General features: G+C 68.9%; 20 protein-coding genes and 1 pseudogene. 11 read left to right on the top strand and 10 right to left on the bottom strand.

The genetic code is table 11. The annotated features are described in order from the left end of the window. Nucleotides 1-30: 30 nt before the first annotated feature. Together G582_RS17235 and G582_RS0108535 are read left to right on the top strand one after the other, a co-directional pair. Nucleotides 31-384 (top strand): type II toxin-antitoxin system prevent-host-death family antitoxin, encoded by a 354-nt coding sequence (locus G582_RS17235; RefSeq protein ID WP_051247055.1) that lies wholly within the window; start codon nt 31-33, stop codon nt 382-384. A gap of 1 nt (nt 385) precedes the next feature. After that, nucleotides 386-1,033, top strand: coding sequence for an ATPase (locus G582_RS0108535; protein ID WP_028839475.1), 648 nt, complete (start codon nt 386-388; stop codon nt 1,031-1,033). On the opposite strand, the gene G582_RS0108540 is transcribed toward G582_RS0108535, so the two are convergent. Both G582_RS0108540 and speA read right to left on the bottom strand, forming a co-directional pair. Further along, nucleotides 1,030-2,160 carry an acyltransferase family protein gene (locus G582_RS0108540; protein WP_028839476.1) on the bottom strand — a complete coding sequence of 377 codons (1,131 nt, stop codon included), beginning with the start codon at nt 2,158-2,160 and terminating at the stop codon, nt 1,030-1,032. The genes G582_RS0108535 and G582_RS0108540 overlap by 4 nt on opposite strands. Next, entirely contained in the window at nt 2,157-4,043 is a 1,887-nt protein-coding gene (gene speA / locus G582_RS0108545) for an arginine decarboxylase (protein ID WP_028839477.1), read from the bottom strand. The genes G582_RS0108540 and speA overlap by 4 nt, the downstream gene beginning before the upstream one ends. A gap of 168 nt (nt 4,044-4,211) precedes the next feature. Between speA and speE the strand changes: the two genes are divergently transcribed. Both speE and G582_RS0108555 read left to right on the top strand, forming a co-directional pair. Further along, entirely contained in the window at nt 4,212-5,066 is an 855-nt protein-coding gene (gene speE / locus G582_RS0108550) for a polyamine aminopropyltransferase (protein WP_028839478.1), read from the top strand. A gap of 95 nt (nt 5,067-5,161) precedes the next feature. Continuing rightward, nucleotides 5,162-7,081: a tetratricopeptide repeat-containing diguanylate cyclase gene (locus tag G582_RS0108555; RefSeq protein ID WP_038053516.1), complete on the top strand. Its 1,920-nt coding sequence runs from the start codon at nt 5,162-5,164 to the stop codon at nt 7,079-7,081. Between the two features lie 6 nt (nt 7,082-7,087). Here the strand turns inward: G582_RS0108555 and G582_RS0108560 are convergent, their stop codons facing one another. After that, the gene (locus tag G582_RS0108560) at nt 7,088-7,426 is read right to left on the bottom strand and encodes a P-II family nitrogen regulator (RefSeq protein ID WP_038053540.1); all 339 of its coding nucleotides are present in this window, start codon (nt 7,424-7,426) and stop codon (nt 7,088-7,090) included. Nucleotides 7,427-7,601: 175 nt separating this feature from the next. On the opposite strand from G582_RS0108560, the gene ubiK reads away from it, so the two are divergent. Together ubiK and G582_RS0108570 are read left to right on the top strand one after the other, a co-directional pair. Continuing rightward, entirely contained in the window at nt 7,602-7,868 is a 267-nt protein-coding gene (gene ubiK / locus G582_RS16085; RefSeq protein WP_038053519.1) for a ubiquinone biosynthesis accessory factor UbiK, read from the top strand. An 11-nt stretch (nt 7,869-7,879) separates the two neighbouring features. After that, nucleotides 7,880-9,397, top strand: a complete 1,518-nt coding sequence (locus G582_RS0108570; protein WP_028839481.1) for a YifB family Mg chelatase-like AAA ATPase — start codon at nt 7,880-7,882, stop codon at nt 9,395-9,397. 9 nt (nt 9,398-9,406) lie between these two features. Here G582_RS0108570 and G582_RS0108575 read toward each other — a convergent pair whose 3' ends face one another. Then, nucleotides 9,407-10,624 carry a putative peptide maturation dehydrogenase gene (locus tag G582_RS0108575; RefSeq protein ID WP_028839482.1) on the bottom strand — a complete coding sequence of 406 codons (1,218 nt, stop codon included), beginning with the start codon at nt 10,622-10,624 and terminating at the stop codon, nt 9,407-9,409. Between the two features lie 101 nt (nt 10,625-10,725). On the opposite strand from G582_RS0108575, the gene G582_RS16090 reads away from it, so the two are divergent. Further along, on the top strand, nt 10,726-11,028 hold the full coding sequence (locus tag G582_RS16090) for an NHLP-related RiPP peptide (protein ID WP_038053522.1): 303 nt from the start codon (nt 10,726-10,728) through the stop codon (nt 11,026-11,028). Nucleotides 11,029-11,250: 222 nt separating this feature from the next. Here the strand turns inward: G582_RS16090 and G582_RS16095 are convergent, their stop codons facing one another. The 4 genes from G582_RS16095 to aceB form a co-directional block, all read right to left on the bottom strand. Further along, a complete protein-coding gene (locus tag G582_RS16095; protein WP_051247057.1) occupies nt 11,251-13,761 on the bottom strand; it encodes a putative peptide modification system cyclase in 2,511 nt (836 codons plus the stop codon). A 7-nt stretch (nt 13,762-13,768) separates the two neighbouring features. Then, complete coding sequence (locus G582_RS0108590) at nt 13,769-14,758, bottom strand: GGDEF domain-containing protein (RefSeq protein ID WP_051247059.1); 990 nt, start codon at nt 14,756-14,758, stop codon at nt 13,769-13,771. Nucleotides 14,759-14,929: 171 nt separating this feature from the next. Next, complete coding sequence (gene aceA, locus G582_RS0108595; RefSeq protein WP_028839484.1) at nt 14,930-16,231, bottom strand: isocitrate lyase; 1,302 nt, start codon at nt 16,229-16,231, stop codon at nt 14,930-14,932. 49 nt (nt 16,232-16,280) lie between these two features. Continuing rightward, the gene (aceB, locus tag G582_RS0108600; protein ID WP_028839485.1) at nt 16,281-17,897 is read right to left on the bottom strand and encodes a malate synthase A; all 1,617 of its coding nucleotides are present in this window, start codon (nt 17,895-17,897) and stop codon (nt 16,281-16,283) included. Between the two features lie 110 nt (nt 17,898-18,007). Between aceB and G582_RS0108605 the strand changes: the two genes are divergently transcribed. After that, on the top strand, nt 18,008-18,976 hold the full coding sequence (locus G582_RS0108605; protein WP_028839486.1) for a LysR family transcriptional regulator: 969 nt from the start codon (nt 18,008-18,010) through the stop codon (nt 18,974-18,976). A 104-nt stretch (nt 18,977-19,080) separates the two neighbouring features. Here G582_RS0108605 and G582_RS18670 read toward each other — a convergent pair whose 3' ends face one another. Together G582_RS18670 and G582_RS18675 are read right to left on the bottom strand one after the other, a co-directional pair. After that, entirely contained in the window at nt 19,081-20,091 is a 1,011-nt protein-coding gene (locus G582_RS18670) for an isoaspartyl peptidase/L-asparaginase family protein (RefSeq protein WP_425476545.1), read from the bottom strand. Between the two features lie 411 nt (nt 20,092-20,502). Continuing rightward, a pseudogene (locus tag G582_RS18675) lies at nt 20,503-21,060 on the bottom strand (cyanophycinase); the annotation flags it as partial. Between the two features lie 61 nt (nt 21,061-21,121). Between G582_RS18675 and G582_RS0108615 the strand changes: the two are divergent. The 3 genes from G582_RS0108615 (at nt 21,122) to G582_RS0108625 (ending at nt 26,034) form a co-directional block, all read left to right on the top strand. After that, on the top strand, nt 21,122-21,691 hold the full coding sequence (locus G582_RS0108615) for an RNA polymerase sigma factor (RefSeq protein WP_028839488.1): 570 nt from the start codon (nt 21,122-21,124) through the stop codon (nt 21,689-21,691). A 3-nt stretch (nt 21,692-21,694) separates the two neighbouring features. Beyond that, a complete protein-coding gene (locus G582_RS0108620; protein ID WP_028839489.1) occupies nt 21,695-22,744 on the top strand; it encodes a FecR family protein in 1,050 nt (349 codons plus the stop codon). A 233-nt stretch (nt 22,745-22,977) separates the two neighbouring features. Further along, a complete protein-coding gene (locus G582_RS0108625; protein ID WP_028839490.1) occupies nt 22,978-26,034 on the top strand; it encodes a TonB-dependent receptor in 3,057 nt (1,018 codons plus the stop codon). Nucleotides 26,035-26,052: the final 18 nt, after the last annotated feature.

Genomic DNA, 26,052 nt, shown 5'->3' on the forward strand with positions numbered 1-26,052 from the left:
TTTCCTCCAAGCACCCTTGGAGACAGCACCATGGCCGCAACCATCCTGAAGCCGATGGATGACCTGCCGCACACCCCCGCTTCCGACGTGAAGAAGCTGGGCTGGCGCGGGGTGATGCAGGTGGTGGCCCGCAACGGCAGGATGGTGGTGACCAACCACAACAAGCCGGAAGCGGTGATCCTGCCGGTGGAGGAATACAACCGCCTGCTGGCGCTGCTGCGCGAAGCCGGCGAGAAAGACCGCCTGCTGCTGGAAGACCTGCGGCGCAGGTTCGACGAGCGCCTGGCCTGCCTCGATGCGCCGGGGGCGGGCGACACGCTGCGCGGCATCCTGCGCAAGCCGGTGAAGCTGGAAGGCCGCGTCATCGCCGGTGAAACCTGCTGACATGCCGGCGGCGCGTCCGCTGTTGTTCGTGCTTGCCGGGGTCAACGGCGCCGGCAAGAGCTCGATCGGCGGCGCAGCGCTGAGGCATGCCGGCATGGACTGGTTCAATCCGGATACCTTCACCCGCCAGCTGATGGAGGCCACCGGCAGCCCGCTGGCCGATGCCAATGCGGCGGCGTGGCAGGAAGGGCTGCGCAGGCTGGAAGCCGCCATCGCCGATGGCCGCGACTACGCTTTCGAAACTACGCTGGGCGGCAATACCATCGCCGCAAAACTGCGCGAAGCCGTGCAGACCCATGATGTCGCCATGTGGTTCTGCGGACTGGATTCGCCCGAGCACCATGTCGCCCGCGTACGCTATCGCGTCAGCCGGGGCGGGCACGACATTCCCGAAGCGAAGATCCACGAACGCTACATCGCATCGCTGGCCAACCTCGTCGCGCTGTTGCCGTACCTTGCGCAGCTTCAGGTCTACGACAACAGCCTTGATGCCGCGGCCGGCGCCCCGCTCGGCGACCCGCGCCTGCTGTTGCAGATGGAAGCCGCGCGGATCACCTGGCCTGCCGATGCCGGCATCCTCAGGCAGACGCCCGACTGGGCCAAACCGATCGTGGAGGCGGCGCTGCGGCTGCAGACGCGGCAGCCTTAAGCCATCGCAGGCAGGGCCGAACTCCCCCGCGCCAACACCACGCCACGCAGCCGCAAAAACGGCCGCTCCACCGCGTAGTACAGCAGTGCCGCCGCGGCCAGAGACGCTGCGCCATAGAGCAACCACGCAACGACGCCGCGGCCTTCCAACCAGCTGCCCCAATGCGCCTGCACCACCGCGTACATCGGCTTGTGGACCAGGTAGAGGCTGTAGGAGATCGCCGCGATCCAGCCGGCGCCCGGGAGCGCACGCGCGCCCAGTACGCCGCGCGTCTGCGCACCCGCAAACACCAGCAGCGCCAGCCCCAGCGACAGCACCGGCCAGCCGATGCTGTTGCCAAGCAGGCCAACGCGGTCGCGGAACAGCCAGAACGCCAGCGCCATCACCACCACGCCGGCCAGCGCGAACAGGTTGGCGTGCTGCGCGGCGCGCGCCCACGAAGCGGGGCGATACGCCTGCCACGCCGCCAGCATCACCCCCATCAGCAGGCCGTCGAGGCGGTTCCAGGTGGGGTAGTAGATGTCTTCGACAAACCACGGGCGCTGTGGCTGGGTGGCGTCATCGTGCAGCCAGATGCCGCCGCGCAGGGCGATGCCGCCCACCAGCACCGCCGTGCACACCGCCCAGAACTTCGCCGGCGACGGCTTGCGCGCCAGCAGCAGCGCCAGCGCCGGGAACAGCAGGTAGAAGTGCTCTTCCACGCACAGCGACCACGCGTGCGAGAACGCGGCGTTGGCGGCGTAGTCGATGTCGAGGTTGACGAAAAACAGCGCGAACTTCCACCACGGCTCCATCCCCGGCGCCTCGCGGAAGCCCGGCCACAGCAGGTAGACCGCCAGTACTGCCCAGAACGCCGGCAGGATGCGGAACGCGCGCTTGAGGTAGAACGCGCGCAGCGACGGCGATTCCCCGCGCGCCAGCGGACGCAGCAGCTGGCCGCCGATCAGGTAGCCGCTGAGCACGAAGAACAGGTCCACGCCCATCCAGCCGTAGCGCGAAAGCCACGACCAGTCCGGCCCCAGCCCGCCGACGATGAAGCTGTGGAACTGCAGCGTCCACAGCACCGCCACGGCGCGCAGCAGATCCAGGCCGGGTAGCCGCGCTGCCGGCGCAGCAACGCCGCTCACTGCGGCGTGTCGTCGAGATAGGTGTAGGCGGTCAGGCCCGCTTCCAGCGCGGCCTTCAGGCGCTCGCTCTCGTCGGCGGGCAGATGGGCGGCATCGACCTTGGCGGCGTATTCGCGGCGCAGGTCGGCCAGCTTGTAGCCGACGTAGTCCAGCATCACGTCGGTGGTGTCGCCGCGGCGCTGCTGGACGATGGCGAAGCCCTCGCCACTGACCTTCACCTCGATGGCATCGGTGTCGCCGAACAGGTTGTGGATGTCGCCGAGGATTTCCTGATAGGCGCCGACGAGGAAGAAGCCAAGGCGGTAGTTCTCGCCTTTGCGCAGCTCGTGCAGCGGCAGCGAGGAGTCGAGGTCCTCGTTCTCCACGTAGGTGTCGATCTTGCCGTCGGAGTCGCAGGTCAGGTCGGCGATGATGCCGCGCCGGGTCGGCGCTTCGTCGAGACGCTCGATCGGCACGATCGGAAACACCTGGTCGATCGCCCACACGTCCGGCATCGACTCGAACACGCTGAAGTTGACGAAGTACTTGTCGACCAGCCGCTCGTTGAGTTCATCGAGCAGGTCACGGTGGCTTTTCTCGTCGTAGGTCAGCCGCGCCTTCACCGCGTGGGCAATCGCGTAGAACAGGTCGTCGATGCGCGCGCGCTGCACCAGGTCCAGCTGGCCCAGCGCGTACAGGCTCAGGCCTTCCGCATGCGCCTGGGTGGCCTCGTGGAAAACCTCCACCGCCGGCCGCTGCGCCATCTCCTCGTGCAGCTCGCGCAGCTGGCGCACCGGCGTGGACTCGTCGCTGTGCGATTCCGGCACCCGGCCTTCCGGCGCGCGCTCGACCTCGCTGACGTTGGTCACCAGCACCGCGTGGTGGGCGGTCATTGCGCGCCCGCTTTCAGTCAGCAGGCGCGGCGGCACCAGCCCTTCCTCGCGACAAGCTTCGGCCAGCGGTTGAACAATACTGGAGGCGTAGTGGTGGATGCCGTAGTTGACCGAGTTGTAGCTGCGGCTGCGCGTGCCTTCGTAGTCGATGCCCAGCCCGCCGCCGACGTCGATATGGGTGATGTGGGCACCCAGCCGCGACAGCTCGACGAAATAGCGGGTGGCCTCGCGCATGCCGGCGGCGATGTCGCGCACATTGGAAATCTGGCTGCCCATGTGGAAGTGCAGCAGCTGCAGGCAATCGCCCATGCCGGCATCGCGCAGTTCCTTCCACAGTGTCAGCAGCTGGCGCGGATCGAGACCGAACTTGGCCTTGTCGCCACCGCTGTTCTGCCACTTGCCGGCGCCCAGCGAGGCCAGCCGCATGCGCACGCCCAGGCCCGGCTTGACCCCAAGCGCCGCCGCTTCCTCCAGCGCGATCTTCAGCTCGGAGGGCTTTTCGATGACGATGAACGTCTGCAGGCCAAGCTTGCGCCCGATCAGCGCGAGCCGGATGTACTCACGGTCCTTGTAGCCATTGCAGATGATGGTGCCGCCGGCGCGCGACAGCGCCAGCACCGCCATCAGTTCCGGCTTGCTGCCCGCTTCCAGGCCGAAGCCCTCACCATGGTGCGTGGCCAGCGTGCCGGCCACCCCGGCGTGCTGGTTGACCTTGATCGGATAGACCGCGGTGTAGCCGCCGCTGTAGTCCCAGTCCTGCCGTGCCTGCGCGAACGCGGCCTGCAGCTTGTGCAGGCGGTGACCAAGGATGTCCGGGAAGCGCACCAGCACCGGCAGGTTGCCGCCGTCCGCGAGCGAGGCATCGATGACCTCGGGCAGCGCGATCGCTGGGCCGGACGCGCCCTGCGGACGCACGATCACCCGGCCCTGCGCATCGACGTCGAAATAGCCGTCGGCCCAATGCGGGATCGAATAGGTCTTGCGGGCAAGGTCGGTGGACCAGTGGGACATCGCGGCAACTCCGGAAAACAGGCGCGCATTGTAGGGCCGCGCCCGTCCTGCTGCGGTGACACCGCCGGCCTGCCGCCGCCCGGGCGCGCCCGGCAGGCCGCCACGACATCGCAGGAAACTCCTTTCGCTACAATGCGCGGTTACCACGATTCCCCGGAACCCCGCGCCATGACCGACTCCAACTGGCTGTACGAGAACTTCGACAAGGCCGGCTCGTCCATCGGCTTCCGCATCACCGGCAAACTGGACGAAGTGCAGTCGCCGTTCCAGAAGATCGAGATCTTTGAATCGACCGACTGGGGCAACGTCATGCTGATCGACGGCGCGATGATGCTGACCAGCCGCGACAACTTCCTCTACCACGAGATGATGTCGCACCCGGCGCTGTTCACCCACGCCGGCCCGAAGCGCGTGGTCATCATCGGCGGCGGCGATTGCGGCACGCTGCGCGAGGTGCTGCGCCATCCGGGCGTGGAAAAGGCCGTGCAGTGCGACATCGACGAGCAGGTCACGCGCATGGCGGAGAAGTACTTCCCCGAGCTGTGCGAATCCAACAATGATCCGCGCGCCGAGCTGCTGTTCGACGACGGCATCGCCTACATGGCCAACTGCGCGCCCGGCAGCGTGGACATCGTGATCGTGGATTCCACCGATCCGGTCGGCCCGGCCGAAGGCCTGTTCAACCAGGCCTTCTTCGAGAGCTGCCACCGCGCCCTCAAGGATGACGGCATCCTGGTGCAGCAGAGCGAATCGCCGCTGGTGCTGCTGGACCTCATCCGCGAGATGCGCACGGAGATGGGCAAGGCCGGCTTCGCCAGCTTCCAGACCCTGCCATTCCCGCAGCCCTGCTATCCCACCGGCTGGTGGAGCTGCACCATGGCGAAGAAGGCCGCCGGCGCCGATTTCGGTTTCCGTGAGGCCGACGCCCGCGGCAAGGGCTTCGCCACGCTCTATTACACCGCCGACATCCACAAGGGCGCGCAGAGTCTGCCGCCATTTGTGACGGCCGCCCTGAAAGCCTGACCCGCCGGGGGCAGCCCCCCCACTGCCGCCGGAAAACCGCATACCATCGAACTGTCGCAACACGGCGGCGCTGGCGTGCAGGAGCCCGGATGGAAATGACCCGGTTGCTGCGAAAGACAAGCCTGCTGCTGGCACTCGTGCTGGCGGCCAGCTCGGGTGTGGCCGCCGAACCCGCCACCCAATCCACCGCCCCGAGCGTCGCGACGGCGTCGGCCCAGCCGTCGGCAAGTCGCTTCGATGCAATCTTTGCCGAGGTCATCGGTCCGGGCTCGATGGACATGACCTGGGAGGACTACGAGGCCCGCCTGCAGCAACTGCGCGTGCTGCTGCCGCAGGGGGATCGCAAGCGCGAGGTGCAATTCCGTTCGGTCTACTGCACCAGCGAGCGCTGGAAGGACCCGAAGCAGGGGCTGGCCTATGCCGACGAGGCCCAGCGCCGCGCCCAGGCGGCGGGCGACCTGGCCTCAAGGGGACGCGCGCAGTACTGCCGGATCGGCTATGTGCAGGAGCTTGAAGGTGCCGGGCAGGCCTTGCTCGAAGCCGACCGCATGGTAAGCATGCTGGAGAATTCATCGGAGTCGCAGCTGCTCGGTGAGGCATTGACCGAACGCGGCTCGCTGCTTTCGCAGCAGGGCGAGCAGGCCAAGGCCCTGCTGGATTTCCAGCGCGCCCGCGCCAGCTTCCGCCAAGCCGGGATCGACCACGAGATCGACTCGCTGATGCTGTGGATCGCGATCACCTATCGCCGCATTGGCGACTGGACGCAGGCCGAACGCTATTTCACCCACTCTGTGGAGAGGATGCAGGACAAGCAGGACTGGGATCGGGTGATCACCGACCTGGTGCAGCTCGGCTACCTGTACGACGAGTCGGGCAATCCCCAGAAGGCGAAGGCTTCTTTTGCGCGCGCGATCGAGGTTGCCCTTGCCCACAAGGAACCCCTGAGCGCCGCCAATGCACGCGTAGGCCTGGCCGCCGCGCAGGTGTCACTCGGCGAGCACGACGCCGCCCTGGCCAGCCTGGCGCAGGCACGTGCTGCCTTCGAGGCGGAAAGTCGCCATGGCAACGACGACATGCTGCTGCTGCTGACCGGTCAGGCGCTTGCCGGCAAGGGCCGGCACCTGGAGGCGATGGACCGCTACGCGCAGGCGCTGCCGTTGATCGAGAAGGACGGCAACCAGCGCTACCTTGCCCTGCTCTACCAGGCGCGCGCCGCCAGCCAGGAGGCGCTGGGGAACGCCGGGCAGGCGCTGGCCGACTACAAGCGCTACTCGACGCTGCAGACCTCCCTGCAAGGCAAGATGCGGCTGGAGCAGAGCCGGCTGCTGGAATACGAATACGAGATCCGCAAGCGCGAGTTCGAGAACCACCGGCTGCGCGCCGAGGCCAGCACCCGCAAGGCGCAGCTGAAGGCGCTCGAACGGGTGCGCGGCTGGCAGACCCTGGCCCTGCTGCTGGGCGTGCTGCTGCTGGCGGTGCTGACGGCACTGGCGCTGCGCCAGCGCCAGCGCACGCTCCGCCTGCGCACGCTGGCGATGACCGACCCGCTGACCGAGGTGGCCAGCCGCCGCGCCATCGAGAAGAACGTCGAGCAGGCGCTGGCAGAAGCTGCGCGGACGCAGAAGCCGCTCACGGTGCTGCTGTTGGACCTGGATCATTTCAAGACGATCAACGACCGCTACGGCCATGCCGCGGGCGATGCCGTGCTGCGCGCCACCACCGTGGCCTGGCAGGCGCAGCTGCGCGGGCGCGACCTGCTGGGACGGATCGGCGGCGAGGAATTCGTGGTGGTCTGCGTGGACGCCAACCGCGAGCAGGCGCTGATGATCGCTGACCGCCTGCTGGATGCCACCCGTACCCTGCAGCTGCCGGACATCGACCCGGCGCTGCACGTCCGCACCAGTATCGGCGTTGCCGAAGCGCTCCCCGACGACACCCGCGAATCCCTGTTTGCGCGCGCCGATGCGGCGCTCTATCGCGCCAAGCACGAAGGCCGCGACCGGGTGGAAGAGTAGCGTCGGCTACAGCGCGTCGCCGTCCAGTTCACCGGTGCGGATGCGCACCACCTGCTCCAGATCCCAGACGAAGATCTTGCCGTCGCCGATCTTGCCGGTGCCGGCCGTCTTGATGATCGCTTCGGCCACCGCTTCCACGCGGTCGTCGGTGACGGCGATTTCCAGCTTGATCTTGGGCAGGAAATCCACCACGTATTCGGCGCCGCGATACAGCTCGGTATGGCCCTTCTGGCGCCCGAACCCCTTCACCTCGGTGGCAGTGATGCCGGCCACGCCGACCTCCGCCAGCGCTTCGCGCACATCGTCGAGCTTGAACGGCTTGATCACCGCCATCACCATTTTCATCATCGACTCTCCTGCCTGATGTGGTGAGCATATCGCGGGCGATGCGGGCATACTTGCACCCGCAGGATCGGACTTTCCCCACCCCGCTCCGGGCCCCGCACCGACGGCGCGCGCACATCCTCCCGCGCATGCTGGCGACACCCTGCAGGAGGCCCCTCCGATGACATCCGCACGCATGATCGACCTGACCCAACTCGACGAACTTGCCCGCCGCCTCAGCAGCCTGGTCCCGCCGGGCCTGCGCGATGGCCGCGAGGAGCTGCAGCAGAATTTCAAATCGGTGCTGCAGGCCGGGCTGGGCAAGCTGGACCTGGTGACCCGCGAGGAATTCGACGTGCAGCGCGCGGTGCTGGCGCGCACGCGCGACAAGCTGGAAGCGCTGGAGCGCCAGCTGGCCGAACTGGCCGAGGCCAGCGACCGCACCGACGCCGCGCGCCACTGAGGGCTGCCACCATGAGCCTTGCGATCGTGCACAGCCGTGCGCGGGTGGGCGTGCGTGCGCCCGAAGTGCGGGTGGAGGTGCATCTGGCCGGCGGCTTGCCGTCGATGTCCATCGTCGGCCTGCCGGAAGCGGCGGTGCGCGAAGCCAAGGATCGGGTGCGCGCGGCGATCCAGTGCGGGCAGTTCGAATTCCCCGCCCGCCGCATCACCGTCAACCTCGCCCCCGCCGACCTGCCCAAGGACGGCGGCCGCTACGACCTGGCCATCGCGCTGGGCATCCTTGCCGCCAGCGGCCAGCTGTCGGTGGAAGCGCTGGACGGCTGGGAGTTCATCGCCGAGCTGGCCCTGACCGGCGAGCTGCGCGCAGTGGATGGCGCGCTCGCCGCCGCGATGGCCACCGGCAACAGCGGGCGGCGCCTGCTGGTGGCCCCGGGCAACGGCGAAGAGGCCGCATTGGCAGCCGCCAGCGTGGAAGTGCGCACCGCGCGCACGTTGCTGGAAGTCTGCGCGGCGCTGGACGGCCGCAAGACACTGCCACTGGCCATTCCGCGCGCCTGCGCGGAAACCCCGATGCCGGACTTGGCCGACGTGCGCGGACAGGCCCAGGCGCGGCGCGCACTGGAAATCGCGGCGGCCGGCGCCCACCACCTGTTGCTGGTGGGGCCACCCGGCAGCGGCAAGACCCTGCTGGCTTCGCGGCTGGGCGGCATCCTGCCGGAACCCAGCGATGCCGAGGCGCTGGAAGCCGCCAGTATTGCTTCCGCCAGCGGCCGCGGGCTGGACCTGACGCGCTGGCGGCAGCGGCCGTTCCGCGCCCCGCACCACACCGCCAGCGCAGCGGCGCTGGTCGGTGGCGGCAGCGACCCACGGCCCGGAGAAATCTCGCTGGCCCATCACGGCACCCTGTTCCTCGATGAGCTGCCCGAATGGAGCCGGCACGCGCTGGAGGTCCTGCGCGAACCGCTGGAGTCCGGCAGCGTGAGCATTTCGCGCGCCGCCAGGCAGTGCGAGTTCCCGGCGCGCTTCCAGCTGGTGGCAGCGATGAATCCGTGTCCGTGCGGCTGGGCCGGCGATCCGTCCGGACGCTGCCTGTGCAGCGACGAGGCGATCCGCCGCTACCGCGGCCGCATTTCCGGCCCGCTGCTGGAGCGCATCGACCTGCATATCGAGGTGCCGCGGCTACCGCCCACCGCGCTGCGCACCGACGGCCCGCCAGGCGAAGCCAGCGCCCTGGTGCGCGCGCGCGTGATCGCGGCACGCGCTCGCCAGTACAACCGCTGTGGGCAGGCCAACGCCCGTCTCGACCAGGCCCAGACCAATGCCTTCTGCCGCCTGTCCCCGCGCGACACCGCCCTGCTGGAACGCGCGGTCGACGGCCTGCAGCTGTCTGCGCGCTCGCTGCACCGGATCCTGCGCGTGGCCCGCACCATCGCCGACCTGGCCGGCAGCGACACCATCGAAACCGCGCACCTGACCGAAGCGATCGGCTACCGCAAGCTGGAACGCGGGCGTGAACGCGCGGCGGCATGATGGCTTCGACTAGCGTGGCCAGGCACGCCGGTTGGGATCCAGCTCATATGTCTCCATCCGGTCCGCGCGCGGACCGATGCCGCAAACCGCAAGCGGGCTTTCGGACCACGGCTCCAAGCCAAAAGCGCGCTCGATGTCGACTTCGTTGATTGCGGCTGTCACGAAGCTTCCCAGCCCGGCTTCGGTGGCACTGAGCAACAAGGTCTGCGACAGGTGGCCGACGTCGAGGATGCAGACGCGATAAGCCTTCGGGTGGTGCCGGTACTTCCAGAAATTCCGGTAGAAGCGTGGCGCCAGAACACAGAGCGCATGGGCCTCCGCGAAATACGGCTGGCCGCCGACGGCGATCCACGCCAGATAGTCGAGCGCCCCCTTCCCCTGTGCCACGGGATGCCTCCCCGCATCCGCGAGGATCCCGGCGGCATCCATCGGCAGGGCCTGCAGCGCGTGCCGGGCCGGCAGATAGTGGTAAAGCCCGGGCGCAAGACCATCGACCCGACGGGCGATGACGTAGCACTCGGTGGGATGGAGGGCGCCGCCCGAGGGACTGGTGCGCTTGAGGACATCGAAGTCGTCCGCGCCCCGGACGCGCCCGCGCTCCGCGAAGGTCCGCTTAAGGACCTGTGCCAGGCCCGTCAATGGCAGCATCCGCCCGACGTCGAAATTGCGGCAACTGGTACGCGCATCCAGAAGTTCGTCATAGGCAGCGCGAGGGGCGGATGGCAGGACGGTGATCGCGCCGCCGTCGGCGCGCTCATGCAGCATGGGCGGCGGCACGCCGTAGGCACGACGCAGGCCTTCGGCATTGTGCAGGCCGGCATCTTCAACCTCGCCTGCGGCATCGATGCCACCCCAGCGCGAGGCGCGATGATAGTCCGCGGCAATCCCATGCCAATGCAGGGCACGCACGCGCTCGTCTTCCCTGCGCCGGTGCGCCCATGGTCCGGTGCTGCCCACCAGCAGTCCCGAGCGAAGCAGGCGCCGCACGCGCGACGCGCCATGGCGCATCCGCACGGGCGCCGCATCCACCCAGTCGCTGGGGCTGGTTTCTCCGAGCAGCACGACTTCCGCGGCATCCAACTCGAACTCGCCCTGCAGTGCCGGCGCATGGGCAAGCCAGCGCATGCGGCTGACCACTCCCGTTCCCCCCGCCAGCAGCGCCTCCAGATCGAAACGGGTCTCTTCGCGGGACTCGATTCGCAGCAGCGCACATCGCCTGATCCGCATGCGTCCATCCGGTTGAAAACACGATCTTGCCGCTTGCTGCCAAGCAGCGACAAGGGTAGCGTCGCCGGCACGCACGTCCTACCACCACAGGGGAACCCACGATGGCTACCAAGAAGGGCGCCAAGCCCGCACCGCTTGATCCGAAAGTCACCAGGAAGCTGCTGGAAAAATTGGCTACCGACAATGATTTCCGCCGTCTGTTCAAGAAGGATGCCCATGCGGCTCTGGCGCAGGTGGGATACAAGGTGGAGGCAGGAGCGAGCTCCGCGGGCGGGTGCATGCAGTTGGCACCGACCGACCGCATCGCCCCCAAGGCCAAGATCGCGCGGGACCGGGCCAAACTGGAAAGCGCGTTGAACGTGCCAGTCAGCTTCCTGTGTGCGAAGCAGTTCAGCGCGGACTGACGGCACCGGAAAACCGCGCCGGATTGCCGGGCGGAGGCACGCAATACATGCTTAAGCGGACTATTACACCTCCCGGCAACGCCGGGAGCGTGTCCCGGAGTTCATTGCAGAGCGGATCCGGCACCCGTACTCCAGGCTGGGGGCACCAGCCGCTGGCCACTCAAGGCGACTGGCACAAGAGGCCGGGACACGTGGCCCGATGCCCTTGCGCGATGCCGTTTTTCAAGGCGTAACTGTTCCCGCCCGCATCCGCGCCTGTTGCGACCGCAGCGCGGCGGCGGACACGGAGATATTGAAGAAGCGCAGCACGTCGGACGTCGTGCTCTCGGCGAAGACCCTGCCGCGGTGCGTGGCCAGCCATTCGGCCTGGGCATTGGCGACGTCCGCCCGGCCCGCGGCCTGTGCAGCCCGCATCAGCGCCCAATGCGTCGCCACCAAGGCGGTGTCCTGACGCACCAGCGGTTCAAGGCGCGCCATTGCAAGACGGGGCTGGCCGGCCAGCCGTTCCTGCTCCGCCTGCAGGACCTGGTACAGCTCCCGCACGGTCTGGTATTCGTGCACGACGGCGCTGTCCTGCGTGCGACGCAGCGCGTCCTCAACGCCGGACCGATCGTTGCGGTAGGCCGACAGCAAGCCGGCGTAGAGCCTCAACTCGGTCGAAATGGGTGGGTACACGGCATCACCCGCAGCTCCCTTCGCATCGACCAGCGCCAGCAGTGCCTGCTGCGCCTCCGACGCATCGCCCTGTCCATGCAGCACCGCCATGCTGGCCAGCGCCGTCCGTGCGCGCAGCGATTCCAGCACGTCGTCCCCCGCATCGGCCGCCCCGGACCATGCCCGCACGGCAGCGGCCGCACGCGCCGGCTGGCCGCGGTTGATCCAGACGATGCCGCCCACCTCGCCCTGCCAGCCGGTGCGCCCGACGGCGCTGGCGAAAAACACCTTGTCGGCTTCCGCGAAGTGGTGGCGGGCCTCGTGGGCAAACGCGTAGAACTCGCCCGCGCCGAGGAAGCCCGTTTCGCGCGCAAGCCGGAACTCGGCCAACGCCGCGTCGTAACGCTCCTGCCCGAGGAGCATGATGCCGATGCTGTAGTGGACCGAACCGAACCGCTCGTTCTGCGGCTTCAATGCGCGTCGGGCCAACGCCTCGGCGGTACGGAAATCGTTGCGCTGGTGCCACTGGTTGCTGGAGAGCCGGCCGATGGTCTGGTAGTCGTCGGGATACAGCGCCAGGTACTCGTCGGCCTTGCGGAAATAATTCTGCGGACCATCGTGCTGCAGCAGCATCAGCTCGATCATCTGCCGTTCCTGCGGCGACAGCCGCTGCGGCAATGCCAATGCCCTGCGCCACTCATCACGGGCCGCCGCCACTTCACCCAACGAGGCGTGCAGGCGCGCCATGTCGGCGTGGGCCAGCGCGAACTGCGGGTCCAGCTGCAGGGCACGCCGGTACAGCCCCAGCACCTGTTCGCGATCACCGGTGGTCATGGCCAGCCGGCGTGCCACCGCGAACGCCTTCAGCGCATCCAGGCTGGGGGTGGCCACGTTCGGCAGCGGCACCGAGGTCTTCTGCACGTTCTGCAGGGCCTCGCCCAGCTTGCCGCGCAGCTGGTCGGTGACGTCGTCGATGGAGCCCAGCGCCGATTCGATGCCCTTGCCGTCGGCGGATACCGCATACACGGTGGTCTGAGTGTGCGGATCGACGACCTCGGCGCTGACCCGCAGGCGACCGCCGACTTCGGCCACGGTGGGCAGCAGCAGCGCACGCGCGCCATCGCGCAGGGCGATTTCCGAACCCAGCGCGCGGTCCACCGTTACATCCGGCTTGCGCTGCATGCGCTGCAGGGTGTCGCGCACCTTCAGGTCGCCCAGCACGTTGACGTAGCGCGACTGTTCCAGGCTGATCCGGAACGCCTGTTCCAGCGCCTCGTCCAGGCGCGGGTCGCCGGTGAGGTTGCGCAGGTCGCCGACCACCACCCAGTCGCGTTCCGCGAAGGCGATCGCCGGCTTCGGCTGGGCCAGGAACCACGCGCCAATGGCCATGCCGGCCACCAGCAATGCTTCTGCCGCCAGCGCCACCGGGCGCCGCCACAGCGGCAGGTCACGCCAGGCCTTGGGCGTGTGCGCGGGCATGCGCAGCGGCGCCAGCCCGGGCTCGCCGACCTCGTACACCTCCTGCGCCTCGGGAATGCCCTTGAAGCGCCAGCGCCCGTAGGACTTCCACACCAGCAGTTCGCCGCGCTCGCCCAGTTCGCGGGCGGCGCGGTGGGCCAGCGGCTCGGCGGTGGCAGACAGCAGGATCTGGCCCGGCCGCGCCAGCGCCATCAGCCGGCCCGCAAGCGGCTTGGCCAGGCCTTCGACTTCCAGCGACTTGGCGCCCAGGCGCACCGCGTCGGCGCTGTTCTCCCACACCAGCACTTCGCCCACGTGCAGGCCGGCGCGCGCCTGCAGCGGCTGCTTGACCTGCATTTCGCGGCCCAGGTCGCGCAGGCCGCGGGCGTAGTCGAGGGCGAAGGCGAGTCCGTCGATGGGGCGCTCGAACAGCAGCAACAGGCCGTCGCTGCGGTCTATCAGGCGCCCGCGCCAGCGCTGCTGCAGCTCCAGTACCAGGCGATCGTGGGCGCGGAACAGCGCGGCGGCGGGGGCATCGCCCAGCCGCTCCACCAGATGGGTGGAATCCACCAGATCGGTGAGCAGGAGCGTGCGAACCTGCGGCGCGCCGGCGTCCTGCATGCGCCCGTCAGTCCAGCCACTCGACACAGTCGCCGCCATTGCGCTTGGCCCGGTACAGGGCGTCATCGGCCAGCGCGTACCAGTGTTCCCAACCCGCATGGCTGCCGGTCCCGATCAGGCAGGCGCCGATGCTGAGCGTGGTCATCTGCGGCGGGCTGTTGTGCATGCGCTCGAGCATGCGCGCGCTGTCGGTGACGTAGCCGGCGATCCGCTCCGCATCTTCGCGGGCGTGGCCGCTCAGGATCAGGCAGAACTCGTCGCCGCCCAGCCGGCAGACGATGTCGTCGGCGCCGGCGACGGCGCGCAGCAGGTTGGCCACGCTCTGCAGGACGCGGTCGCCCGCCAAGTGGCCGTAGGTGTCGTTGATCGACTTGAAGCGGTCGCAGTCCACCAGCACCAGCACGTGCCCGTCCAGGCCGCCGGCCTGCAGGCGCTGCTCAACGTGCGCGGCGAACCCGCGCCGGTTGGTTAGCCCGGTGAGTTCGTCGGTGCGGGTCAGTGCCTCGGACTCGTCAAGCCGGCTGGTGGTCGAACGCAGCGCGTCCAATGCTTCCTGCAGATCCTGGTTGCGCCGGCGCAGGCGCGCGATCAGGGCCTGTTCGTTAAGCACCACGCGCATGATCGCGCGGCGCAGGAACTGCGCCAACAGCGCGGGGTCGCGCTGCGCCAGCAGTTCGAATTCGTCGCGGCCGAGCTCCAGCAGTTCGCCGGTCTCGGCCATCACCGCGTCGGCGCTGCGGGCGTGGTCGCCGATCAGCAGGCCGAGTTCGCCGAAAAAGGCGCGCGCGCCCAGCCGCTTGCCGACCAGGTCATCGCCGAAGTCCAGTTCCACCGCGCCGTTGGCGACCACGTACATGGCGGCGCCGTGGTCGCCGCGCCGGAACAGCTTCTGCCCGGCTTCCACCTGGCACGATCGGGCCACCTGCGCAAACAGCGCGTACTCGTCTGGATGCAGCGCGGACGCGCTGGCGTCCACCCCGGTCCGGGCATCGATCATGTGCGCTAGTGCTGCCACGCGTTCCCCTGTGCGGCTCCGGCCCCTCCGATCCAGCCGCAGGATACCATCGCATCCGCCGCCGTATTGCGACAGTGGCACCGGCAGCCGTTGCGCCGGTGGCATCCCGCCCCGTGCCCGCCATCGCCCGGCGCGGGCGATGGCGGGGTGGCCTCAGGCCGCGGCGCGGGTGCCGGCGTGGAACTGCTCTTCCTCGGTGCTGCCCTTCAGCGCCACTGTGGACGACTTGCCGCCCTGGATGGTCTGGGTGATGGCATCGAAATAGCCGGTGCCGACCTCGCGCTGGTGCTTGACCGCGGTGAAGCCACGCTCGGCGGCGGCGAACTCCTTTTCCTGCAGCTCGACGAATGCACTCATCTGCCGGCGGGCATAGCCGTGGGCGAGGTCGAACATGCCGTAGTTGAGCGCGTGGAAGCCGGCCAGGGTGATGAACTGGAACTTGTAGCCGTAGCTGGCGATTTCCTTCTGGAACTTGGCGATGGTGGCGTCGTCCAGGTTCTTCTTCCAGTTGAACGACGGCGAGCAGTTGTAGGCCAGCAGCTTGCCGGGGAACTTGGCATGGATCGCCTCGGCGAATTTGCGCGCGAACTCCAGGTCCGGCTTGCCGGTCTCGCACCAGACCAGGTCGGCATACGGCGCGTAGGCGAGGCCGCGGCTGATCGCCTGGTCCAGGCCGTTCCTGGTCTTGTAGAAGCCTTCGATGGTGCGCTCGCCGGTGCAGAACGGCTTGTCGTTGTCATCCACGTCGGAGGTCAGCAGGTCCGCCGCCTCGGCGTCGGTGCGGGCCACGATCAGGGTGGGCACGCCCATCACGTCGGCAGCCAGGCGCGCCGCGGTCAGCTTCTCCACCGCTTCGCGGGTGGGCACCAGCACCTTGCCGCCCATGTGGCCGCACTTCTTCACGCTGGCCAGCTGGTCTTCGAAGTGCACGCCGGCGGCGCCCGCCTCGATCATGCCCTTCATCAGCTCGAAGGCGTTGAGCACGCCGCCGAAGCCGGCTTCGGCATCGGCCACGATCGGCTGCAGGAAGTCGATGGAGTCGTCGCCCTCGGCATGGTGCAGCTGGTCGGCGCGCAGCAGGGTGTTGTTGATGCGCTTGACCACCTGCGGCACCGAGTTGGCCGGGTACAGCGACTGGTCGGGGTACATCTCGCCGGCGAGGTTGGCATCGGCCGCTACCTGCCAGCCGGACAGGTAGATGGCCTTGAGGCCGGCCTTGACCTGCTGCATGGCCTGGTTGCCGGTCATCGCGCCGAGCGCGTTGACGAAGGGTTCGCTGTGCAGCGACTTCCACAGCTTCTCGGCGCCGAGCCGGGCCAGCGAATGCTCGACCGGGACGGTGCCGCGCAGGCGCACCACGTCCTCGGCGGAATAGCTGCGGGTGACGCCGGCCCAGCGCGGGTTGTTGGCCCAGTCCAGCTTCAGTTGTTCGGCGGTCGGCAGATGGTTCTTCATGGGGAAACCTCGTGGGGTTGGCGGCAGCGTAGGAATGTCGGCAGGTGGATCAATCGATGCGTTCGTAAGCGGGAAGCGTGAGGAACTCGGCCAGTTCGTCGGCATGGGTCAGGCGGTCGAGCAGGCCGATCGCCTCGGACACCCGCGCGGCGCCGGGGATGCGGCGGGGATCGCCCAGCCGGCTGGGCAGGCCGATCAGGGCGCGTTCCAGCAGCACGAAATCCACCGGCGTGCCGTCATCCAGCGACAGCGGCTGGCCGCCGGCATCGGCAAAGTGCAGCCACTGCCACAGCTGGGCGCGGGCGATCTCGGCGGTGGCGGCGTCCTCCATCAGGTGGTGGATCGGCACGCAGCCGTTGCCCTCCAGCCAGGCGGCGAGATAGCGCACGCACACTTCGACGTTGTTCTCGAAACCGGCGCGGGTGATGGTGCCCAGCGACGGGCGCAGCAGGTCCTCGGCCTCGACGTGCACGTCGTCGCGGGCGACGTGGCGCTGGTGGGGGCCCGGCATGCGCGCGTCGAACACCTCGCGGGCGATCGGGATCAGCGTCGGGTGCGCCACCCAGGTGCCGTCGTGGCCGGCGCTCACTTCGCGCAGCTTGTCGGCGCGCACGCGCTCGAGCGCGGCGGCATTGGCGTCGGCATCGCCACTGATCGGGATCTGCGCGGCCATTCCGCCCATCGCGTGCGCGCCGCGGCGATGGCAGGTCTGCACCAGCAGCTCGGCATAGCTGCGCAGGAACGGCTGCACCATGGTCACCTGGCTGCGCTCCGGCAGCACCCGGTCGCGGTGCCGACGCAGGGTCTTGATGTAGCTGAAGATGTAGTCCCAGCGCCCGCAGTTCAGGCCGACGATGCGGCCCTTCAGCGCGAACAGGATCTCGTCCATCTCGAACGCCGCCGGCAGGGTCTCGATCAGCACCGTCACCTTGATCTGGCCGTGGGCCAGCCCCAGCCCGTCCTCGATGGCCGCCAGCGCCTGCTCCCACAGCGCGGCTTCTTCCATCGACTGCAGCTTGGGCAGGTACAGATAGGGGCCGCGGTCGCGCCCGGCCAGCACGTGGGCGTTGTGAAAGGCGAACAGGCCTGCATCGAACAGCGACGCCGACATCCGCTGGCCGTCCACCAGCACGTGCTTCTCGTCCAGGTGCCAGCCGCGCGGGCGCACGATCAGCACCGCCTGCTCGGCCTGCGGGCGCAGCTCGTAGCGCTTGCCGTTGGCCTCGTGCACCAGCGCCCCGCTGATCGCCGCGCGCAGCGCCTGCTGGCCGGTGAGCAGGTTGGACCAGGTCGGGGCGGTGCTGTCCTCGAAATCGGCCATGTAGCAATTGGCGCCGGAGTTCAGCGCGTTGATGACCATCTTCGGGTCGACCGGGCCGGTGATCTCGACGCGGCGATCCAGCAGCGCGGCCGGGGTCGGCGCCACGGTCCAGTCGCCGCGGCGGATCTGCGCGGTGTCGGCACGGAAATCCGGCAGCGCGCCGGCGTCAAAGGCCTGCTGGCGGGCGCGACGGGCTGCCAGCCGGGCCTGGCGCTCGCCCTCGAAGCGGCGGTGGAGGTCAGCCAAGAAGCCCAGCGCGGCAGCCGACAGCAGGGCGTCCTGCCCGGGCACCCGCTGGGTGGTCTCCACGCCCTCGCCGGGGCGGTCTTGCAGCACTGCGGACATCGGCGGCTCCGTGACACGTGTGGGAAGCCAACCATCCGCCTGCGTGTTGTATTTGACAAAGCAGATTTGTCAATGTTTAGTATTAATTTTTCAAATACTGCAATCAGAATATGGCGAAGAGCCCCGCCAGCGCCCTGCGATTCGCCTACAAGGGCTCGCGCCTGAAGCCACTGCGGGCGTTCTGCCAGGTGGCGCGGCTGGGCTCGATCTCGCGCGCCGCCGAGGCGCTGTACCTCAGCCAGCCGGCGGTGACCCTGCAGCTGCAGGCGCTGGAACGCGAACTGGGGGTGCGGCTGCTGGAGCGGGTCGGCCGCCGGCTGGTGCCCACCCGCGAGGGCGATCTGCTCTACGAGATGGCGCGCCCGCTGGTGGAGGGGCTGGACAACCTGGCCGCCGGCTTCCGCGAGCAGGTGCGCGGACTGGACGCCGGCGAGCTGAACGTGGCCGCCGGCAGCTCCACCATCCTGTACCTGCTGCCGGGCATCGTCGATGCGTTCCGCCAGCGCCACCCGGACGTGCGCCTGAGCCTGCACAACGTCACCGGCGCCAGCGGCCTGGACCTGCTGCGCAGCGATGCCGTGGACCTGGCCGTGGGCTCGATGCTGGACGTGCCGGCCGACCTGACCTACGCGCCGGTGTACCGCTTCGAGCCGATGCTGATCACCCCGCCCGACCACCCGCTGGCAAGCAAGCGCGAGTTGTCACTGGAGGACCTGTCGCCTTACGGGCTGATCCTGCCGCCCAAGCGCCTGACCACCTACCGGCTGGTCGACCTGGTGTTCCAGCAGAACCGGGTGCCGTACACGGTTGCACTGGAAGTGGGCGGCTGGGAGGTCATCAAGCAGTACGTGGCGATGGGCCTGGGCATCAGCATTGTCACCGCGATCTGCCTGACCGAGGCCGACCGCCAGCGGCTGGCGGCACGCTCGCTGGCGCGCTGGTTCCCGTCGCGCAGCTACGGCATCGTGATGCGCAAGGGCAAGTTCCTGTCAGCGCAGGCCCGCGCCTTCGTCGAGCTGATCCAACCGGAGGTGCTCACGCCGCGCGGCTACGACGAGAGCGGGCATTCGGAGCGATAGCGGCGAAAGGCGAAAGGTTGAAAGGGGGGCAGGTTCACGTCCGCACGCGGAAGTGAACCTGACCCCCTTTCGGAAGTGATCCCGGCCCCTTAGTTCCTTCCGGCTCAGTGCGTGCGCGGCGTGGGCAGTGCGTCGGTCTTGTAGATCGCCACGTGCGGCACGCCGTCGGCGCCGATCCAGCCGCGATACATGCCGCCGGTGTTGAACGGGAAGGCGACGCTGCCATCGGCGCCCAGCGCGATCGCGCCTCCGTCGCCGCCGGCCTTGGGGATGTCGCGGTTGATCACGCCGTCGGCCGCGCGGGCCAGCGGCTGGCCATCCAGGCGCACCCGCGCGCAGATCTCGTGGGCGGCGGCGGAACGGATGTAGAACTCGCCCCAGCCGGTGCCGGAGACCGCGCAGCGCGCGTCGGCCCAGGTGCCGGCGCCGATGATCGGCGAATCGCCCACGCGCCCGTAGCGCTTGTTGGTCATGCCGCCAGTGGAGGTGCCCGCGGCGAGGTTGCCGCGCGCATCCAGCGCCAGCGCGCCGACGGTGCCGAAGTAGGCCTTGCCCGGCAGCACCAGCGGCGTATCCGCGGCGCGCGCGGCCTGTTCTTCCTGCAACGCCTTCTGCAGCGCCTTCCAGCGCTTCTCGGTGCGGAAATAGGACGGATCGACCAGCGCGATGCCCTGTTCCTTCGCGAACATCTCGGCGCCGTCGCCGACCATCATCACGTGGTTGGACTTGTCCATGATCGCGCGCGCCAGCGTGATCGGGTTGCGCACCCGGTGCAGGCCGGCCGCGGCGCCGGCCTTGCCGCTGGCGCCGTCCATGATCGAGGTGTCCAGTTCGTTGCGGCCGTCGTGGGTGAATACCGCGCCGCGGCCGGCGTTGAACTGCGGCGCATCCTCCAGCACGGTGATCGCGGCGGTGACCGCGTCCAGCGACGAGGCGCCCGCCTGCAGCTTGGCGTGGCCGGCGCGCAGCGCCGCTTCCAGCGCGCGCTTGACCACGGCTTCCTCGTCGGCGGTCAGGTCGCCCGGCTCCACCCCGGCGCCGCCATGGATGACCAGCGTCGGCGTGTCCAGCGCCACCAGCACGCCGTCGCGCACCGCGTAACTGCGCTGCGCCAGCGGCCGCTCCACCCGGCCCTCGGGCAGGCGCAGCAGCGAATCCGCGCCGGCCACCACGGTGTCGACGCGATCGAGGTTCATCGCCGCATCTTCCGCCTGCTTACGGGCGAAGCCGCCGCGCACCACGACGGCACCCGCGCCGGGCGCGGTGGCGTAGATGCGCGCGCTGCCGTCGCCTTCCACCGCCACGGCCGCGTCCTCGTCCACGCCCAGCCCCAGCAGCGGTTTGCCGGCCATCTGCTCGGCCTTGGCGAGGAAGGCAACCAGGCGGCCCAGCCGGGCGCGTTCGCTGAAGTGGGTGTCGGTGACGATGCCCTTGAGCTGCGCGATGTGCAGGAAGTCCGTCTCGATGGTGTTGCCGTCGCCCAGCGGGTCGGCCAGCGCGCGCGGGCTGGTCTGGCTGCCGCCGTCCATCGCCCCGTACAGGTATTCGCCGAGCATGGCCAGGCCGGCGCTGGTGCCGCCCAGCGGCTTGCCCGCCTTCACGTGCGCATCCAGCGCAGCGCCCACCGGGGTGCCGCGCCAGTAGCGGACGTAGCGGGACTGGTCGCCGCCCGCCAGGAAGATGCCGTCGGCGCGCTTGAGCGCGGCCAGGATCTTCGGGTCGGTGGCGGCCTCGCGGTCCTTGAACACGAAGGTTTCGACCGACTTGATCCCGCCGACCTCGTTGAAGAATTCCTCGCCGATCTCGCCGCCCTGCGACGCGCGCAGGACCACGATGTGGCCGTTGCCGGCCTTCTTCATGAACCAGTGCATGGCGTCGAAATTGCGGTCGCCGCCGCCCATGAGCAGCAGGCCCGGCTGCACCTTGCCCGGCGTCCTCGCCTGCAGGTCCCCCAGCACGTAGTGGCCGAAGTCGGCGGCCAGCGCCGGCAGGATTGGGGCCACGGCCAGCACCGCGGCAAGCATCATCGACCAGCCGGCACGTCGCTTCATCATCCACTTCCCCTTCATTCGCAGATACGTCATTAGACGAACGTACACCGGTTTTCCCCCGCTCGCGGGCAGCGGCTTTCGCTATGGTAGGCGGATGCAGACCGAGCTCGACCGCTGGTTCGTCCACGAAGTCCTCGTCCACGAGGAGGCGCTGATGCGCTTCCTGCAGCGGCACTGGCCGCACCGCGACGAGCTGCCCGACCTGCGCCAGGAGCTCTACGCGCGCATCTACGAGGCAGGCGCGAAGTCGCGCCCCACCCAGCCGCGGGCGTTCCTGTTCGCCAGCGCGCGCCACCTGATGACCGACCGGCTGCGCCGCGGCAAGGTGGTGTCGATCGAGCCGATGGGTGATTTCGAGCCCTCGCTCGTCTTGGTGGATGAGGTCTCGCCGGAACGCTGGTGCGGCGGCCGGCAGGCCCTGCGCCGGCTGGCCGACGCCTTCGACCGGCTGCCCGACCGCTGCCGGGAGGTGGTGTGGCTGCGGCGGGTGGAGGAGTTGTCGCAAAAGGACGTGGCATCGCGCTTGGGCATCAGCGAGAAAACCGTGGAAAAGCACATCGCCAAGGGCATGCGCCTGCTCGCCGACGCGCTGTATACCGGCGAGCTGCAGTCGCGCGCGGAGCCCGGGGCGGCGAACGCCGCGGCGCGGCGGCAGGCGGACTGAACGATGCGCGGCTACAGCATGGCGATCGAGCAGGCGGCGGCGGGCTGGCTGGCGCGCCGCGACGGCGACCGCTGGAACGCGGACGACGAGGCCGCGCTGCAGTGCTGGCTGGAGGCAGACATCGGCCACCGGGTGGCGTTCCTGCGGCTGCAGGCGGCCTGGCAGGAAAGCGGGCGGCTGCAGGCGCTGGGCGCCGGCTGGCAGGACAGCGCCGCGCCCGCGCGCGGCCACTGGCAAGCCACGCCCGCGGGCCGCCGCGAACAGATGCTGCAGGCAATGGCGCAGCGCCCCGCGGCGGCGCGGCCGGCGCGGCAGCGGCGCCTGGCCCGCTTCGCGATGGCGGCCACCCTGGCCGGCTGCGCGCTGGCGCTGGCCTGGGGCTGGCGCAGCCAGGCCCGCGTCGATACCGCCGCCTACCGCACCGCCATGGGCGAGGTGCGCACCCTGCCGCTGGCCGACGGCTCGCGTGCCACGCTGGCCAGCGCCACCGGCATCGAGGTGCGGCTCTCGGCGCGCGCGCGCGACGTGGCCCTGACCTCGGGCGAGGCGATCTTCGAAGTGGCCAAAGACCCGCGCCGGCCGTTCGCGGTGGCCGCTGACGGCTATCGCGCGGTGGCGGTGGGCACGCGCTTCTCGGTGCGCCGCGACGTGGCCGCGCTGCGGGTGGTGGTGACCGAGGGCACGGTGCGGCTGGACGCACCGCCGACCGCCGCCGGCGCCACGCCCTCGGTGGTGCTGCCGGCCGGCAGCGTGGCGCTGGTGCGCGGCAACGGCCTGCTGGTGCGCAGCCTGCCGCTGGCCGATGCGCAGCGGCTGCTGGATTGGCGCGACGGCCTGCTGGCCTTCCGCGATGCGCCGCTGAGCGAAGTGGTGGCGGAGTTCAACCGCTACAACGCGCGCAAGCTGGTGCTGGCCGACGCGCAGGCCGGCGCCCTGCGGATCGGCGGCAGCTTCCGCTGGGACAACACTGAAGGCTTCGTGCGCCTGCTCGAAGCCGGCTTCCCGGTGCGCGCGGAAGCCGACGCGGAACGCATCGTGCTGCACTCGCGCTGAGCGAAGTCGCGCCGGCAACGCGGTTGCTGACGCAGCCCCACGACCGGCCCGTATCGCGAGGCGCGACCGGGACCCAATTGCCTGCCGTGCGCGCCTGCCATCGTGATCGCAGGCCGATGCATGCCGGAAGTCGCCGCGAGGAGTGCCGAAAGGCCCGGGGGGATTTCCTGCGGTCGTTCGTCATGCATTTGTAACGGCGTCCAGTCCGGGCGCCCCGGGGGGAAAACCACACCATGAAACCGTCTCGCCCGCTCCGCGTCCTGCTGCTGTCGCTGGCCTGCTCCGCCGCCCTGGCGGCGCAGGCGCAAACCGCCCGCCTCGACATCCCCGCCGGCGACCTCGCCAGCGCGCTGGATGCGTACGCCCGCCAGACCGGCACCCAGCTGGTGTACCGCGCCGACCAGCTCAAGGGCGCGCGCAGCGCCGGCCTGCGCGGGCAGGCGGCGTCGCCGCAGTCGCTCGACGCGCTGCTCAAGGGCAGCGGCTTCCGCGCCCAGCGCGATGCCTCCGGCGCGATGCTGATCGTGCCGGACGCCGCCGCGGCCAAGCCTGCGGCGCCCGCCCGCCCGGCGCCGCAGGCGCGGCCCGCACAGGCCGCGGCCGACGCACCAGTGACCAATATGCAGGCCGTGCAGGTGACCGGCTCGCGCATCCCGCGCACACAGGTGGAGGGCCCGGCGCCGGTCACCATGATCACCGCCCAGGACATCCGCGCCAGCGGCTTCACCAGCGTGCCGGAGGTGATGCAGTCGCTGACCCAGAACGGCGGCGAGACGCAGAGCCAGCAGTCCGCCGGCGGCGCCGATTTCTCCCCCGGCGCGCAGCAGGTGGACCTGCGTGGGCTTGGGCCCAACCACACACTGGTACTGGTCAATGGTCGCCGCATCGCCGACTTCCCGCTGCCGTTCGGCGGACGCAGCAACTTCACCGACATCTCCAGCATCCCGCTGGGCATGATCGATCGCATCGAAGTCCTAACCGGTAGTGCCTCGGCGATCTACGGCTCGGACGCGATCTCCGGCGTGGTCAACTTCATGCTCAAGAAGCAGGCCGACGGCACCACCATCGACTATCGCTACGGCTGGAACGAACACGGCGGTGGTGAATCGCATGTGCTGAATATCTCCAGCGGTTTTTCGCGCGGCGCGTTCAACGCGGTGGCGGGCCTGGAATACCGTGACCAGAAGCCGCTGTGGGGCTTCCAGCGCGCGCAGCAGGATTCCAGCTTCGATGCGCCCAATCCCGCCCGCTATGGCTATCCGTCGCGCAACTTCCTGATCACCGACTGGTGGGACGACTACATCGATCCGGGCAAGGCCACCTGTGACGGCCTGTCAGACCTCAACGAAGGCACGATGCAGTACGCCTACCGGCGCAACTACGGCAACTACTGCGGCAGCGACCGCGCGGTCGCCTATCGCACCATGGTCAGCAGGCGCCAGGGCGTGAACACCTACGCCTCGCTGAACTACACTTTCGACAACGGCAGCGAATGGTTCGCCGATATCCAGGCCGGTCGCCACGAGGTCTCGCTGTTCCGGGCTCCACGCAGCTGGTCGCTGATGATGCCGGACGGCAATGAAGAGGGTTATTTCTACAACCAGGCCACGGATCAGATCGAATACTGGCAGCGCCAGTTCAGCATCGAAGAAATGGGCGGCCTGGGCAACGGCACCGTCAACACCGTGCAGAATACCTTTGCCGTCACCACCGGCTTCAAGGGCGTGTTCGGCAACGACTGGGACTACGAAGCGGCCTTCAGCCATTCGCAGTACACGGCCCGGACCAGCTGGCCGCAGATCGTGGCATCCAAGGCCAACGCGCTGTTCCTGGGCCCGCAATTGCCGGGCGAGTACATCTTCCGCGGCGCCGCATATCCGATCTTCAACGCCCCGCACGAACGCATGTACACGCCGCTGACCCGCGCCGAGTACGACAGCATTTTCGCCTACACCACCTACCACCCGCAGTCGGCCAACCAGACCCTGTCGTTCTCCGTCACCCAAGCCGACCTGTTCCAGTTGCCGGGCGGAGCGGCAGGCTTCGCCGCCACCGCCGAGGTCGGCCACCAAAGCTACGACCTTAAGCCAGATCCGCTGGCCACCCAGTACTACTACTACAGTTGGAAAGACTCCGATGGCCATGGCAGTCGCAACCGCTGGGCGCTGGCCAGCGAGCTGCGCATGCCGGTGCTGGACGCCTTGAACCTGAGCGTGGCGGGGCGCTACGACCAGTACCGTTTCGCCGGCCGCACCGTGGGCAAGCCCACCTGGAGCGCAGGCATGGAGTGGCGGCCGCTGGAGAGCCTGCTGGTGCGCGGATCCTACGGCACCGCGTTCCGCGTGCCCGACCTGCATTACGTGTTCACCGGTCCCGGCAACGATGAAACCTCGGTCACCGATTACTATCTGTGCGACACCGAGGAACCGGACGAAAGCTACGATGATTGCAGCTACGGCGGCGAAGGCATCATCCGCAGCCGCGTCGGCAACCACGATCTGAATCCGGAAACCAGCACAGCCTGGACCGCGGGCTTCGTGTGGTCGCCTTCGCACATGTTCGATCTGTCGGTGGACTATTTCGACATCGTGATGAAGGACCAAGTGCGCGACATGAGCGCCAACGAGGTGATGCGACAGGAGCGCGACTGCCGGCTCGGGGTGAACGGCGCTGCCATCAACTCTGCCACCTGCCAGGACATGCTGGCGCGCATTACCCGCAGCCAGAACGGCAGCATCTACGGCGTCCACGTCAACCCGATCAACATCGCCAACGAGAGCACCAGTGGCGTCGATGCCAGCGCCAACCTGCGCTTCGACACTCGCGTCGGCAAGTTCACTCTCAGCGGCAACTACACTTGGGTGCGCCACCACGACGTGCAGGACTACCCGGACCAGGCGGTGGTGGACAAGTTCGCAGTCAACAGCGGCTACGACATCCCACGCAACAAGGCCAGTGCACGCCTGTCGTGGGAGCGCGAGGCATGGTCGGCGTCGCTGCAGGGTCGTCGCTTGGGCCGCCTGCCGAACGGCTGGTCCTACGACGAAGTGTGGGAGGACGGCGACCCGGGTCCGTGGGTCGAAGCGACCTACCGCTACAACGCCAACCTGCAATACAAGTTCAGCGAGCGCATGCAGATCTCGCTGACCGCCAACAACCTGTTCGACAAGAAGCCACCGGTGGACCCGACCTACACCAGCTATCCGTACTACGACATCTCCTGGTTCGACACCCAGGGCCGCAGTTTCTACCTGCAGCTCACCTACAAGTTCGGCGGCAAGCCGCTGTAATCGCAACCATCTGCTGCA

The sequence above is a fragment of the Thermomonas fusca DSM 15424 genome (assembly GCF_000423885.1).
Lineage (GTDB): Bacteria > Pseudomonadota > Gammaproteobacteria > Xanthomonadales > Xanthomonadaceae > Thermomonas > Thermomonas fusca.

What these genes read in the sequence shown, in the direction of transcription:
- G582_RS0108560 (WP_038053540.1), bottom strand. Translation starts at nt 7,426, where the DNA reads ATGAAAATGGTGATGGCGGTGATCAAGCCGTTCAAGCTCGACGATGTG.
- G582_RS16095 (WP_051247057.1), bottom strand. Translation starts at nt 13,761, where the DNA reads ATGCAGGACGCCGGCGCGCCGCAGGTTCGCACGCTCCTGCTCACCGAT.
- G582_RS0108605 (WP_028839486.1), top strand. Translation starts at nt 18,008, where the DNA reads ATGGCGAAGAGCCCCGCCAGCGCCCTGCGATTCGCCTACAAGGGCTCG.
- G582_RS0108575 (WP_028839482.1), bottom strand. Translation starts at nt 10,624, where the DNA reads ATGCGGATCAGGCGATGTGCGCTGCTGCGAATCGAGTCCCGCGAAGAG.
- G582_RS0108620 (WP_028839489.1), top strand. Translation starts at nt 21,695, where the DNA reads ATGCGCGGCTACAGCATGGCGATCGAGCAGGCGGCGGCGGGCTGGCTG.
- G582_RS0108625 (WP_028839490.1), top strand. Translation starts at nt 22,978, where the DNA reads ATGAAACCGTCTCGCCCGCTCCGCGTCCTGCTGCTGTCGCTGGCCTGC.
- aceB (WP_028839485.1), bottom strand. Translation starts at nt 17,897, where the DNA reads ATGTCCGCAGTGCTGCAAGACCGCCCCGGCGAGGGCGTGGAGACCACC.
- speA (WP_028839477.1), bottom strand. Translation starts at nt 4,043, where the DNA reads ATGTCCCACTGGTCCACCGACCTTGCCCGCAAGACCTATTCGATCCCG.
- speE (WP_028839478.1), top strand. Translation starts at nt 4,212, where the DNA reads ATGACCGACTCCAACTGGCTGTACGAGAACTTCGACAAGGCCGGCTCG.
- G582_RS0108555 (WP_038053516.1), top strand. Translation starts at nt 5,162, where the DNA reads ATGACCCGGTTGCTGCGAAAGACAAGCCTGCTGCTGGCACTCGTGCTG.
- G582_RS0108570 (WP_028839481.1), top strand. Translation starts at nt 7,880, where the DNA reads ATGAGCCTTGCGATCGTGCACAGCCGTGCGCGGGTGGGCGTGCGTGCG.
- G582_RS0108615 (WP_028839488.1), top strand. Translation starts at nt 21,122, where the DNA reads ATGCAGACCGAGCTCGACCGCTGGTTCGTCCACGAAGTCCTCGTCCAC.
- ubiK (WP_038053519.1), top strand. Translation starts at nt 7,602, where the DNA reads ATGATCGACCTGACCCAACTCGACGAACTTGCCCGCCGCCTCAGCAGC.
- aceA (WP_028839484.1), bottom strand. Translation starts at nt 16,231, where the DNA reads ATGAAGAACCATCTGCCGACCGCCGAACAACTGAAGCTGGACTGGGCC.
- G582_RS16090 (WP_038053522.1), top strand. Translation starts at nt 10,726, where the DNA reads ATGGCTACCAAGAAGGGCGCCAAGCCCGCACCGCTTGATCCGAAAGTC.
- G582_RS0108535 (WP_028839475.1), top strand. Translation starts at nt 386, where the DNA reads ATGCCGGCGGCGCGTCCGCTGTTGTTCGTGCTTGCCGGGGTCAACGGC.
- G582_RS17235 (WP_051247055.1), top strand. Translation starts at nt 31, where the DNA reads ATGGCCGCAACCATCCTGAAGCCGATGGATGACCTGCCGCACACCCCC.
- G582_RS0108590 (WP_051247059.1), bottom strand. Translation starts at nt 14,758, where the DNA reads ATGATCGATGCCCGGACCGGGGTGGACGCCAGCGCGTCCGCGCTGCAT.